Consider the following 12890-nt stretch of genomic DNA (forward strand, 5'->3'; position numbering starts at 1 on the left):
CTCTGGAGGTCTGCTGTGCCAGCTGACCAACCTTCACCCTTTTGAGCCCCGACTATCAGGGGCAAAGCCACGCAAACCAGAAACCGATCTTGACTGCTATCTTTATGCCCGCCTCCAGTTATCCTAAACCGAATCAACATTAACCTCTGGTAATGAGCAGGGGTAGTCGGACTTTGAAACAGTACTTCTTCAGCTTGGATTCGGTTTACGCAGCAAAATAGACATGTTCGACGTTTTTCGAGTAAATGTCTGTTGCAGTATGTCCAGGAGAGTGAACAATGATACAGCACACAGATTTTTCAAATTGTTTTGCTGAAAATCGGCGGGAGGGAAAAGGTAGTCCACTAGCCCTTTATACGGTAATTTGTCCACTAGCAGTGAGTGGAATGACCAGTTCCAGAATGCAGGAGCCGGATGATAACGAATTTCGATGATGTCGAAGCCCAATTCCTTCATCAGATTTGTAATTGTATCGGCGTCGTAGAAAACCCAATGGCGAGGGAAGTGGTATCCGCCCCAGTGTCTATGGCGAAACAACATGGCATCAAAAGAATTGATGTTTGGAGTTTCCAAAAGTAAAATTCCGCCGGGCTTTATCACATCCAGGGCGCGTTTGGCGAAGGCTTTTGGGTTTGCGACGTGTTCAATTACGTGAGTTGCGACGGCCATATCAAAGAAGTTTTGTGGAATTTGTGCTTCTTCAAAAAGACCTTCGTATATCGTGTGGCCAGCCTCGCGTGCCTTTTGTACGGCGATGGGATCAAAATCGACACCAAAAGTTCTGACATTTTTTGATTCGATTTTTTTATACCAGTTAAGAGCGCGTCCATCGGCGCATCCTATGTCGAGTACTTTCAATTCCTCGTTTGCGAGGCAGTGAGAAAGAGCTTTTTCAAGACGATTGAGGTAAACAAATTTGCGTGCGCGATAAAGTAGAGAGTCTCGATTTTCGCTTTCAACATTTTTCGTTTGGAGGTGGTACGCGTAGTATTCGGCTGGGTAGATTGTCTCGAGTTCAGATACGTCTGGTCTGGGATTCAAGTAATGCAAATTGCAGTGCTTGCACTTGACCACAGTAAATTCGTCTTTGGTGGTGTTGTCATATTCATGTTCAACCCCGGTTGTGACAAATTCCGAGTCGGGTGAACCACAATTGTTGCAACATACTACAACTTTCTTGATGTCGTTTTTCATTACCTGAATCGCTTCCCAAGCTTCTGTTCTAAATTATATGCACGCTTGCCCTGCAAGCATCCTCGGCAGCTTACAATTTAGAAGTCGTCGAGATGCTCAAATGCAAAGTCGGAAGATCAATAAACCAAGAAGTAAGCGCACCGGGTCTTGGGTCCGTGTCAGAGGCGGTCCGGTTTTCGCCTGTATAGACATGGGAACGAACTCCTTTCATATGGTTGTGTGTCAGGCCACTCCGGAGCGAGACCACTTTGAAGTAATTATCAAAGTCAAGGAAGCTGTGCCCTTTTTCAGAAGGGCTTTATCGGCTCATTACATAGACGATGTGGCCATGCGTTCAGCGTTGCGTATTCTCAAGGATATGCTTAAGAAAGCGAACGAACATGATGCTACTAGCGTTGTTGCGGTAGCAACTTCTGCCGTTCGTGAATCTAAAAATGGCGAGGAGGTTCTGCAACGTATACGCCAGGAGCTGAAACTCGACGCCAAAATGATTTCCGGCAAAGAGGAAGCTCGTTTGATCTACTTGGGCGTACTCTGGAGCATGCCCGACCTGGACGATACTTTTGCCATAGTCGATATTGGCGGTGGTAGCACAGAAGTCATTGTTGGCAATCGCGCGCAAACGTTGTTCACTGAATCTTATAAATTGGGTGCCGCCCGTCTGACCCAGCGCTTTTTTAAGAAGGGCGAACCAACTGAAGACAGCGTCCGTGAGCTGCACGACGAAGTTCGCGGCGTGCTGCGACCAGCGGCAGCGAGGGTTGACTCAGTCGGAGGTTTTAAGACCCTGATCGGCACATCGGGAACTGTTCAGGCATTAGCCAAGATCGACCGAGAGCGTATGAAGAAACCCTATGCCGAGCTTCATGGATGGACTCTGAGTATTGAACGCCTGCAGAGTATCGTTCATTACCTGGAAGAAGCGTCGCTCCGAGGAGATCGAATCAAGGGCGTAAGCGCCGACCGCAATCAGACCGTTCTAGCAGGTGCGGTTGTGCTATTGGAAGCGATGCGTTCCTTGCAGGCGAAAGAGACGATCGTTTGCTCCGCAGCACTCAGAGAGGGCGTTATTGTCGACCGCTTTCTGCAGACAGGATGGCTAAATGCTGGGCTTGAGCAGCACAGGGATCCACGTTCGGCCAGCGTGCATGCGTTGCTTGATAAGTATCATGGGAGTTTTGACCACGCGGAGCAAGTTGCTCGACTTTCAAGCGAAATTTTCTTGCAAACAAGAGGCATATTGCACGACTATTCGGAGGATGTTGGACACTTGTTGTGGTCGGCTGCCATGCTCCACGACGTCGGAATGTTTATCGGCAGAAATGGACACCATAAGCATTCCTACTATCTAATTAGGCATGGTGGCATGCTTGGTCATTCGGAAGAGGAAGTGTCCGTAATCGCGAGCATAGCTCGCTATCATCGCGGCAGCGAACCCAAGGACTCTCACGAAGCCTATTTCACAATCGCCCCGGAAGAGCGCAAGATTATGTGGGATATGGCTGCCATTCTGCGTCTGGCTGAGTCTTTAGATCGTAGCCATCGGCAAGTCGTTAGGAATTTGCTTGTAACCTTTGACGATTCAAACGGTTCAGGACCCCCACAAACTATGCGCTTAAGCCTAAATATTGCACCGGGAGAAAATGCCCATTCTGAGGTCTGGGCACTTAATGAGAAGAAAAGCTTTTTTGAAGATTGCTTTCACGTAAAGCTTGAATTGAGTGTGGGGACTGAAAAAGTATCAGCCCGCTAGGGTGGCTGAATTCGCTACATTCTGACCGTTTTAAACTGATATCGTTTAAAACTCTCGACTGTAATTTAAAGCTGATATCAGTTTAAAACGTGATACCAGCAATTTGAGTTCTTCGTAGCTCAGTCCTATTCGGTCTTCGTGCCAGACGCAGCTACCTTGGAATGTACGCCTTCAGCCATCTCTTTGATGTGCGCAAGACGTTTATCTAATTTCTTTTGGGTCAAATTGTTGAAGATCAATTTTGGCACAGGCACACCCATATCTAGATGGGTCGATAACTCCAGGATTGTTGCTTTGCCATTTTCGGCTGGTGTGAAGGTCCAGCTGCCCTCCATGGCTTTGAAGTGGTCAGACTTGAGAAGCTTGTAGTCGATCCGCTGGTTTGGCACCTCTGTATGGTGCATGACGCAAGTGGCTGAGCCTATTACTGGAAGCAAACAGAACTTTTGCTCTAGTTTCTGTTCATTAACTCCTTGCTCGAGGACTTTGCTGTACGCGATATCAGGGTCGTGTTTTCGTTCTTCGTGCACCGAGTACCAAACTACTTCAGGTGGCGCCTTAATCAGAATTTTCGAAGCAATTCTCTTTTTCTCTGAGGCGGGTTTGTCCGGCACATCCAGCAGCTTCGGAGCTTCCTCTCCTTTAGCGCCAGTTTGCTGAGCTTGAACTGCGTCTGATTTCTGTCCTGGAAGTTTGAATGCTTGACCAGGAGTTTGAGCGCTCAGGGATACCAGAAGCACTAAGTACGAAAGCACGGTTGCTCGGATCTTTGCTGAACGAATGGGATGCTGGTTCAAGTTCTCTCCAATGCTGACAAAACTAGCTCGGCGTCAGCTTTTCCTTTTGCTTGATAACTAGACTACGATAGCGCAAGAATGCCCTGTTTTATTGACCGGACCATTAGAAAAAACTGAGGTTGGCAAGTGGTTGGCCGTAGAAATTCCGAATTCTCAGTCATCTGCGTTTTTGGTTCGTATAACAAAAAGGTAATCTTTTAAGTTGTGGTGCTCAAGTTGAACTGTCTGGATGCTGCTTGGATGCGGCAGCCTCACGTCTCATCAGCTGCCTCATGCCGGCAGCTAGCCTGTCGAACAGATGAGTGCGGCGAGTCTGCCGCCCACATCATATCCTTTCAGCCAGACAGCTGAGCGAAGGCACAAGCGTCTCAGAGCCAAACGTTTGAGACTTCTCTCGCTAGACTCCAATGGGGAAGAAGCGGGGAACCAAACGTCGCCACTTCATGTTTTCAGCATAATCTTTGTAGCTCTGTCCGAGATTTTCTATCAGTAGCTGCTCCTCGTACTTCGCTCGACGAAGCCACAGTGGAGCCACTACGAACAGTGTAAAGAGTGCTGCGGGCACTGAAGTTGCTGCAAGTGATGAACCTAGCAGCGACTGGATGATACCCGAGTATGCTGGATGCATTACCAGGCTTAATAGACCTGTGTCGCGTACGGAATGATTATCCATGACTTCCGCGTCTGTGGAGAACATCTCGCCCAATGAATACCAGCCGCCAATCATAAAGATCAAACCGCTCAGGAGTACAACGCAACCAGTCCAGGACATCACCGTCACAAGTCCGCTTGGCTCTCCAGACACCAGGGCGAAGAATGGCACCAGACTTGGCGGTAGCACACCCATGTAAGTTAAAAAGCCCACTGAAATTATGCCGATGTTGGCTAGTGACATCAGCTGCGGTGCTCGCTGAATGAGGAAGTTCTGTTCGTATTTGACGCCCGTTCCTCGGCGCGTAAATCCTTTGAATAACACCGGAGCGGAAATCAGCGCGCCTAGTCCCAGCAGGCTGAGTGCCACCAGCGAAGGTGTGTTAATTGCCACTTATTTGTCCCCCTTCATCATAAATACGTCATCTGATAGATTTGTTGCCTTGAAGTTGCTCCAAGTGCTGTGAGCCCACAAGTTTCCGTCTCTATAGTCCCACCATTCAACTGGTAGATTTGAGTCGGGGTCAAATAGCGCTCGTTTGAATATCGGTCCATTCGGACCACCCTTATAGAGTTCGAAAATGTGCAGTTTTTCTGCGTGACCAGGCACCTGGACAGGCGTCTCAGTCATTTTAGGCACATCGCCGTTTTTGATGTATCCTTCGACGGCCTCAGCCAGAGATACAAAGTCTGACTTGACCATTGGCCATCCGTTTGCAGAGAGCAACATGTTGCTATCTGGAGACAGCGTGGCTGTGAAGAACTTGAATGCGCCGCCTGGATGCGCTCGCACCTTGCCGTCGCTTTGCAGGACCGCTACCGAGCCCTTCTTAGGACCGCCTGTCTGTTCGATACGCAGCAGACGTTTTTTCTTGAAGAACAGATTGCCCGTGTCTGTGACCGTGCCGTCGCTCTTGTAGCAAGTCATTTGATAGTTGAATTGATAGCTGTTCAGCGAGTCCGATGACTTCAGCCAATTGTCGATAAGTTCTTTACCGTCTTTCGTGGCGTTAGCGAAATTCTCTCGCGATAAGCCGGCTGCGTTACCCAGCAATTCTTTCTTGGCGCGAGCAACTGCGCTCTGGGAAAGCGTTCCGGACAACGCCATCACGCATAGTGCCACTGTCAAGATTTTTGTGCTGACGGATTTACCGCTCATTTTCTAGTTCCTATCCTCGTTACTTCTTAGCCAGACTGAGATCTTTTTTCGTCGATATTTCTTGAGAAGGGCACCCTAAAAATGCGAAAACCGCATGCAGCACTACTTCTACTTGCTCGGGCAGCTGATCTGATTTTTGTTGCTCCAGATCCTCGAGCATTCGCTTCAGCCAGAGTGCATGCTTTGTATGCGGCTTGGTATGCAGGTGAAGCCACTCCAACCCTTCCTCAATTTCCTTTTCTGAATACGAGTTGCCGCAGGCTGCGAAATATTTCTCAAAAAGCGGTAATGCCGAGCGGCAGAAGGCCGTGGCTGCCAGTTCAGCAGTGACGATTGCCAGAATGCCATCTTGATAATTTCCACTTTGACAAAAGGTGCGCATTACTTCGCAGAGGTTCTGAGTAGAGGGACTTGGAACTTCTAACGCAAGTTCCTGGGGATTTAGGCGGGCTAATTGACATTGCTTAATGAACAATTTTTGATAAATGCGCTCGTCGTCTGCCAGTTCACTGAGCAAAAGCCGGGCCGCGTCCATGTGAGGGGGCAGAGCATCGCGCACCGAGGCAATGTTGGACGGGAGTTCTTGTATGAAATGCCATAACTGGCGGCAGCAAGCACGTCCCGATTGAAATGTCTCGATTGAGTCTTCTTGAGATTCGAAGATGGAGCTATTGGTGCAACCCCAGTTGATCTGGCGAAGTAAGCTCGGCATCCAGCCCGGCAGCCGCCGCATAGTGAATATCCTCTAATTTAGTCGCACAATCCAGATGAATACTTTACTACGTGTGCCGCTTGACGATGTTTCATGACGCTAATGTTCAGTGCATTTTCCTCATAATGCTAATGATTCGTAATCTACAGCCACCGCCGGAAGCAAAGAGGTGTTAAACTCAAGCGAGGCGCACCCGTTCGCGATTGTTGTGCTGTCCAGCTGGCAATAAATTTGCAGCTTTGCTGAACTCGGCAACATTCTCCGATATTGTGGACTTTACAGGTACAGGGTAGAGGGTAAGACGAAACGGTGGCCAACGATTCGCTGTCTATTCTCACGGATAAGAGCAGTCACCAGGTCAGATTCGTAGCCGGTAGTGATGGGCAGCCGCTCGCTTGTCGCGTCTGGTTGGGTCGGGAAGAACTGCCGGTGGCCGTCTATCTGCATGGCATCGAAGGGCACAGCCAGTGGTTTCAAAACACCGCTAACGTCCTTTCCCAACGGGGAATCGCCGTTTATGCGCCAGACCGACGCGGAGCTGGGTTGAACCAGGGTGAACGCGGACATCTCCAAAAGTGCCAAGAGCTGCTTGCCGACATTGAAATAATCTTACGACTGGTGGCAGCTGAGAATGTTGGAAGACCGATTGTGTTGGTCGGTAATTGCTGGGGCGGTAAGCTTGCTTCAGTTTTGGCTCGTGTTGATTATCGCTGCACTGACGCAAAATTCCTTCCTCCGCTAGCTGGCCTGATTCTCATTTGTCCGGCGATTCATACTAAAGTAGATTTTGATTGGCGCATTAAACTGGATATCGGTTTATCTGTGTTGAAAGGCGATGTTCCGTCACGTGCACAATTAGAAATTCCCATAGAACCCACGATGTTTACCCAAGATCCGATGTACCTGGACTTTATCAAAAACGACCCTTTGCGCTTGATCAGTGCCAGCAAGAAGTTTTTCTTCGAACAATTCTTTCTTACAGTTCGAGCCAAACGCTCGGCCGGCAAGTTGACTTTGCCGACTTTGTTGATTGAGTCTGGACGCGATGAGATTGTCGATGTGTCGCTGCTCGATCGCTGGTTTGCAAATGTGCCAGCGCCGGACAAAACCAAGAAGTTGTTTGCCGAGGCCGCTCACAGCATTGAATTTGATCCTCTCTGGTTCGAACAATACTGTCAGCTTCTGGTCGAATGGATCATTGCTCGTGCACCAGGAGCAGTGGCATGAAAATTAGTTCCATAGACTCTTTTTTGATTACATTGCCTTTTCGGTTCTCGTTTAAGCATAGTCTTGCTTCTCGAGATCGTTCAGAGAACCTGGTCGTCAGGGTGACGATTGAACACAACGGTAGAACGTATGTCGGGTTTGGTGAAGGCATACCGAGAGATTACGTGACTGGGGAAAATCCAGCCGGTGCACTAGCTGCGGTTGCTAACCAGTACGCTCCGCTGCTGCTTGGCCAACAGTTCCCCGGTGCGGACGAACTGATCGCAGGTTTAGGTGAAGTCTGGAACCAACTCCGTCTGAGCAGCCGACCGCAGGGTGCTTCGTTCTGTGCTCTTGAGTTGGCTCTTTTAGACGCTGCCGGAAAGTGTGTTGGTAAGACCGTTTCGGAGTTGGTCGCTTGTCCAACTGCGCCCCTCCCTGATGCTATTACATATGGTGCAGTAGTTCCGTTTGGCGGTTCGAAAGCTTTGTCTGCCGTGCTCTGGTTCTATAAAGCCTACGGATTTAAAACAGTAAAGCTCAAAGTTGGTAAGGACCTGGAATTTGATTTGCATCGACTTAAGGTGGCGCGCAATCTGCTCGGTCGAGACGTCAATATTAGAGTCGATGCTAACTGTGCCTGGACGTATGACGAAGCTGTAAGGGCTGCGGAACAGATGCGAGCTTTCGGCGTCAAATCTTACGAGCAGCCACTTCCTGCCGATCGCTTTGATGAGTTGGCTGCTCTTACGAAAGTGTTACCCGAGCAAATTCTGGCGGATGAATCATTGTGCACTGTAGATGATGCGCACCACCTGGCTGAAAATAAGATTTGCAGCGCCTTCAACATTCGTATCTCGAAGGTGGGTGGAATTATGGCCGCTCGCCAGATTGCGGCGATTGCTCGTCAGTTCGGAATTGCCTGTCATATGGGGGCGCAGGTTGGTGAAAGCGGTATCCTGAGCGCTGCCGGGCGAGCGTTTGCCGCTATTGAGCCGCCGTTCGATAATTACGAGGGCTCAAACAACTTCTTTCTGCTCAAGCAAGACATTACAGATGAGAATTTAAATGTCGGATGGGGAGGACAGGGAAAAATCCTAAAAAATCACGGACTGGGAGTTAACGTGAGAAATCAACGTTTACAGCAGTACCTTAATTCCGAAACTTTAAGTAATCTCCAGCCACCGCTAGTTCCCGAGCGTATTGTGTGAGGCAATAAGTTGTTAAAGAACCTCGATATTTCAGTTGGCCAGTTGTTCCGTGCCTCTACGCATGTCAGACGTTTCAAGTCAGCTATGAACGATCCGCGTTCGGCGCAGGAACAGAAACTTCTTCAGATTATCAGGGCTAACGAGAATACCGCCTTCGGCAAGAAACATCACTTCGATAAGATCAATTCCATTGCGGATTATCAGAACCGTGTCGGCGCCAACAAATATGAAAATTTGCATCCGTACATCGAGGCTTTAAAAAATGGTGAGAAGAATCAGTTAACCGCCGAATCTCCGTTCATGTTTGCCACTACTAGTGGTACTACGGCTCAGCCAAAGTTTATTCCGATCACAAACTCGCATCTGAAAGATTATACGCATGCTTTCCAGATTCATAATTATCAAATGATTGTCGATCACCCTGAGTGCTCGGTTGGAAAGTTTTTGATCATAACCAGCAATGACGAAGAGGGCTTCGTAGAAAGTGGTGCTCCGTATGGGGCTGTCTCTGGATTGCTCAACAAGCGTCAGTCAGCCATACTGAAGCATCACTTTTCCGTTCCCTACGAGCTTTGCAAGATCAAAGATGTAGATATGAAGTATTACTTGATGTTGCGCATCGCCATGGCGCAGAATGTGACGGCGGTCATTTGTTGCAATCCGTCAAGCCTTCTGCTTCTAGCTGATCAGCTGAAAGAACACGCAGCAGATCTCGTTGCTGATATATGCGATGGTACCGTCAAATCTGTGTATGCGCCGCCTCCGCATTTAGCCGCTGCTTTTGCCCGATATCTCAAACCCAATCGCCAGCGAGGCATGCAGCTTCAACGTCTGCTGGAACAGCGAGGCACGCTCAGTCCGCAACTGCTCTGGCCTAACCTGAGCGGACTAATCTGCTGGAAGGGTGGACCCATGTCCTTCTATCTCGAGCGCTTGCCTGAGTCATTCGGCGATGTTCCCGTGCGGGATTTCGGCTACATGGCAAGCGAAGGACGCGGCTCTATCCCGCTCAGTTCAGATGGTGCCGGTGGTGTTGTTGCTCTCACCAGTCACTTCTTTGAGTTCGTTGCCGAAGAAGATGCTGATTCTGCTTCTCCAAAATTTCTTACGGCCGATCAGTTGCTCGTCGGTGGACGCTACTACATTTACTTTACGACTAACTCAGGTCTGTACCGCTATGACATCAATGATCTGGTGGAAGTGGTTGGCATGCAATCCAACGCTCCAATCATTCAGTTCGTTCGCAAAGGGCTAGGCATTAGCTCGATTACGGGTGAAAAATTGACGGAAGAACAAGTTCTGGTTGCTCTGCAAATGGCCGTGCGACAGCTTAATCTTGCCGAGATCACTCACTTCACATCAGAGGTAGAGCTTGGCTTCCCCCCTCATTACGTGTGTTTCGCCGAACTAAATTCCGGGCTGCCTGAGTCAGTCAAAAATGAATTCATTAGAATCTTTGATCACTCGCTCAAAATGCAGAATCCCGAGTATGCTGACAAACGCTCGACCAAGCGACTGGGACTGCCTGAACTGCGGACACTTCCTTCCGGAACTTACATGCGTCTCAGACAGCAGCGCGTTGAGGAAGGCGCTCCCGAGGCGCAGGTGAAAATTCCTTTGCTCAGCTCGCCGAAATCCTTTTCGCAGAGGTTGGAACTGTTGAAAACGACCTGTTGAGCAAAGGAAGCGACCTGTTGAACCGGGGGAGACGACCTGTTGAGCAAGGGAAGCGACCTGTTGAGCCAGGCATGATCGGAGGACATTTATATGGCAGATCCAACGCGCGGTGCGACGGTAGCAGTTACCGGTGCCAGTGGGCTGGTTGGCAGTCACGTGGCGGAACATCTAGCTAATCGAGGTTTTCACGTTGTCGCCGTGTTACGCAAGCCCCCTGAATTTTTGGAGAAATTTATCTCTTCATACGACGGTCAGGGCTCGATCAGAGTGGCCATTGCGGACATCGAGGACGCAGACGCTCTCAAGACGGCTTTTACTGGAGTACAAGCGGTTGTCCATGCGGCTGGTAGCGTCGATCCTTTTGGTTCTCGTCAGTCTATCTTTGCCACTAATGTCGGTGGCACTCAAAATGCCCTGAAGGCTGCTGATGCCGCAGGTGTGCGACATTTTGTTTTTATCAGTTCTTTGTCTGTTATCACAGGGCAGGGAGATCAATATGATGTCGATGAATCGGCCCCTCTAAGACCTTGTGGGGAATCATATGCTGACTCCAAAATTGAGGCTGAAACTGCCGTCATGAATTTCAGGGGCTCCAGTTCCATGCAGGTAACTTCGCTGCGTCCTGGATTTATCTATGGTCCACGTGAACGATCATGGATGCCGCGGTTGATCAATTCCATCGGTACTGGTAAGGCAATGCTCATCGATGGTGGTACCAAACAGACAAATGTAATTTTTGTAGGCAATTTAGCCAGAGCTGTCGAGCTTACTCTGTTCAACGAACGAACCTACGGTCAGGTGTACAACTTGACTGACGGACAGAAAATCTCGAAAAAAGAATTGTTTGATGCCATCGCTGATGGTTTGAGCTTGCCCCGTGTCACTAAGAAAGTGCCAGGTGCCCTGGCAAAGCTGGTTTGTCTGACTGTATCCGCCATCGCCCCGTCTCTTTCAATAGAAAAGCAGAGAGGCCTGGCGAGATTTTCGAAGGCGGCATTTCGTCTGGCGGCCGTTAATCAAGGATTCAGTGTCGCTAAAGCGGAACAAGATCTTCCTTATACCGAGCGTGTTCCCTTTCAAGAAGGCATGCGCAGTACTCTCGCGACCTTTCGCACATCTGATCAGGCTTTGTCGATTAAGCCTACCAGTGGAGCGCTTTCAAGATGATATTGAATCCCGTTGTGGCATTTCTAATTGATTATTGTCAGCGTCACAAACACCCAGTCAACGCCGTTTTGCATGTATTCGGTGTGCCAGCCGCATTTTATGGTATCTATCTTCTTTTTGTTGGGCAAGCCGGACTGGGGTGTTTACTGATCTTTTTCGGCTATTTATTTCAATATCTTGGTCATCGGGCCCAGGGAAACGAAGTTGGCGAGGTCACCTTGATCAAGAGCATCTGGCGTAAGTTAAACAAGAGAGGATCATGATGACGGGCCTTAAAGAGCAACGTGTGCTGGTCGATGGTGCTACTGGTTATCTTGGCTGTCATCTGATCCACAAGCTTTGTCTCTCCGGCTCAGATGTGCGGGCACTTGTTCATCCAGGTGCCCGTAGTGCAGACGTTGACCTTTTGAAAAATTTTGGCGCAGAGATTTTTACGGCAGACCTCAGTGTTGCAAATCCGGAAATGACAGAATTGACCGGACAGGCGTTTTCTGGATGCACTTCGGTAGTGCACTTGATTGGTAGTGTGGCGCCGAAAAAGGGCGAGCGTCTGGAAGATTTGCACACAGGGCAAACGCGCAATTTAGTAGCTGCTTGTAAAAAGGCTGGTGTCAAGCGCATTGTCATGATTACATCGCTTGGCGCCAGGCAGGATGCCGATAACTCTTACCACGCAACAAAGTGGATGGCTGAAAACGAGATTCGCAAAAGTGGTCTGGAATTTGTGATTTTGCGTCCACCGTTGTTATTTGGTCGCTTAACTGGAAAGCGCGACAGCAAGCTGGTCAATCGCTACAGAGAGATAATCTTGAATAAGAAAGTCGTGCCTCTTATAAACGGTGGAAAGAATAAGATCCAACCCCTTTTTATAGGCGATTTAGTCGAAGCTATTTGTCTATCATTGGAATCCGATGAACAGGGCGTCGTCAATCAGACTCTTGAAGTTGGTGGACCGCAAGTTATGACGTTGCAGAAGTTTGTTGAAGAGTTCATGGATGCCCTCAACGTGCGCAAGCCTATCGTTGCTTTACATCCGGGAGTAGCGAGCCTTCTGGCTGTTGTCTGCGAAGCTGTGCAGACGGTGCCTACGGTTAACCGCGATCAAGTTAAGCTGGCATTGTCAGACAATGTATGTGCAGAAAATGCCTTACTGAGCGTTTTCAAGCTGGATCCGACGCCTGTAAAGAGAGCTTTTGAAAGTTACAATTCTGCAGATTCTGAAGTTGGTGCCGTTAAGTTATGAGTTTTAGCTGGTGAAGCGGGCACTAGTGCTTTTTTCTGGACTTTCTTGAGTTTTTAACTGATATCAGCTTAAGCTCGCTAAATCTTTCCAAAACTCCCTGATATTCAGGAAACTGCAAGA

The 12890-nt window shown here is 49.0% G+C and carries 12 protein-coding genes; 7 read left to right on the top strand and 5 right to left on the bottom strand.

All coding sequences use genetic code 11. From position 1 onward, the window contains the following. Nucleotides 1–189: 189 nt before the first annotated feature. Nucleotides 190–1194, bottom strand: a complete 1005-nt coding sequence (locus EKK48_26615) for a class I SAM-dependent methyltransferase (protein RTL36260.1) — start codon at nt 1192–1194, stop codon at nt 190–192. 37 nt (nt 1195–1231) lie between these two features. On the opposite strand from EKK48_26615, the gene EKK48_26620 reads away from it, so the two are divergent. After that, complete coding sequence (locus EKK48_26620) at nt 1232–2947, top strand: Ppx/GppA family phosphatase (GenBank protein ID RTL36261.1); 1716 nt, start codon at nt 1232–1234, stop codon at nt 2945–2947. A gap of 125 nt (nt 2948–3072) precedes the next feature. On the opposite strand, the gene EKK48_26625 is transcribed toward EKK48_26620, so the two are convergent. From EKK48_26625 to EKK48_26640, 4 genes are all read right to left on the bottom strand, one after another. Next, nucleotides 3073–3756, bottom strand: a complete 684-nt coding sequence (locus EKK48_26625; GenBank protein RTL36262.1) for a hypothetical protein — start codon at nt 3754–3756, stop codon at nt 3073–3075. A 385-nt stretch (nt 3757–4141) separates the two neighbouring features. Further along, entirely contained in the window at nt 4142–4789 is a 648-nt protein-coding gene (locus EKK48_26630) for an isoprenylcysteine carboxylmethyltransferase family protein (GenBank protein RTL36263.1), read from the bottom strand. Then, on the bottom strand, nt 4790–5554 hold the full coding sequence (locus EKK48_26635; protein ID RTL36264.1) for a hypothetical protein: 765 nt from the start codon (nt 5552–5554) through the stop codon (nt 4790–4792). It lies immediately after the preceding gene. Nucleotides 5555–5573: 19 nt separating this feature from the next. Next, entirely contained in the window at nt 5574–6287 is a 714-nt protein-coding gene (locus tag EKK48_26640; protein RTL36265.1) for a hypothetical protein, read from the bottom strand. A gap of 288 nt (nt 6288–6575) precedes the next feature. Here EKK48_26640 and EKK48_26645 point away from each other — a divergent pair, with 288 nt between their 5' ends. From EKK48_26645 to EKK48_26670, 6 genes are all read left to right on the top strand, one after another. Beyond that, nucleotides 6576–7493, top strand: coding sequence for an alpha/beta fold hydrolase (locus EKK48_26645; GenBank protein ID RTL36266.1), 918 nt, complete (start codon nt 6576–6578; stop codon nt 7491–7493). Continuing rightward, nucleotides 7457–8683 (top strand): hypothetical protein, encoded by a 1227-nt coding sequence (locus EKK48_26650; protein RTL36267.1) that lies wholly within the window; start codon nt 7457–7459, stop codon nt 8681–8683. Before EKK48_26645 ends, EKK48_26650 begins: the two co-directional genes overlap by 37 nt. Nucleotides 8684–8692: 9 nt before the next feature. Beyond that, the gene (locus EKK48_26655) at nt 8693–10360 is read left to right on the top strand and encodes a GH3 auxin-responsive promoter family protein (GenBank protein RTL36268.1); all 1668 of its coding nucleotides are present in this window, start codon (nt 8693–8695) and stop codon (nt 10358–10360) included. A 90-nt stretch (nt 10361–10450) separates the two neighbouring features. Then, on the top strand, nt 10451–11527 hold the full coding sequence (locus EKK48_26660) for an NAD-dependent epimerase/dehydratase family protein (protein RTL36269.1): 1077 nt from the start codon (nt 10451–10453) through the stop codon (nt 11525–11527). Then, nucleotides 11524–11790 carry a DUF962 domain-containing protein gene (locus EKK48_26665; protein RTL36270.1) on the top strand — a complete coding sequence of 89 codons (267 nt, stop codon included), beginning with the start codon at nt 11524–11526 and terminating at the stop codon, nt 11788–11790. The genes EKK48_26660 and EKK48_26665 overlap by 4 nt, the downstream gene beginning before the upstream one ends. Then, nucleotides 11787–12770, top strand: a complete 984-nt coding sequence (locus EKK48_26670) for an NAD-dependent epimerase/dehydratase family protein (GenBank protein RTL36271.1) — start codon at nt 11787–11789, stop codon at nt 12768–12770. Before EKK48_26665 ends, EKK48_26670 begins: the two co-directional genes overlap by 4 nt. Nucleotides 12771–12890 lie beyond the last annotated feature (120 nt).

This window comes from Candidatus Melainabacteria bacterium, from assembly GCA_003963305.1.
Lineage (GTDB): Bacteria > Cyanobacteriota > Vampirovibrionia > Obscuribacterales > Obscuribacteraceae > PALSA-1081.

What these genes read in the sequence shown, in the direction of transcription:
- EKK48_26615 (RTL36260.1), bottom strand. Translation starts at nt 1,194, where the DNA reads ATGAAAAACGACATCAAGAAAGTTGTAGTATGTTGCAACAATTGTGGT.
- EKK48_26620 (RTL36261.1), top strand. Translation starts at nt 1,232, where the DNA reads ATGCACGCTTGCCCTGCAAGCATCCTCGGCAGCTTACAATTTAGAAGT.
- EKK48_26635 (RTL36264.1), bottom strand. Translation starts at nt 5,554, where the DNA reads ATGAGCGGTAAATCCGTCAGCACAAAAATCTTGACAGTGGCACTATGC.
- EKK48_26640 (RTL36265.1), bottom strand. Translation starts at nt 6,287, where the DNA reads ATGCGGCGGCTGCCGGGCTGGATGCCGAGCTTACTTCGCCAGATCAAC.
- EKK48_26650 (RTL36267.1), top strand. Translation starts at nt 7,457, where the DNA reads ATGGATCATTGCTCGTGCACCAGGAGCAGTGGCATGAAAATTAGTTCC.
- EKK48_26660 (RTL36269.1), top strand. Translation starts at nt 10,451, where the DNA reads ATGGCAGATCCAACGCGCGGTGCGACGGTAGCAGTTACCGGTGCCAGT.
- EKK48_26665 (RTL36270.1), top strand. Translation starts at nt 11,524, where the DNA reads ATGATATTGAATCCCGTTGTGGCATTTCTAATTGATTATTGTCAGCGT.
- EKK48_26670 (RTL36271.1), top strand. Translation starts at nt 11,787, where the DNA reads ATGATGACGGGCCTTAAAGAGCAACGTGTGCTGGTCGATGGTGCTACT.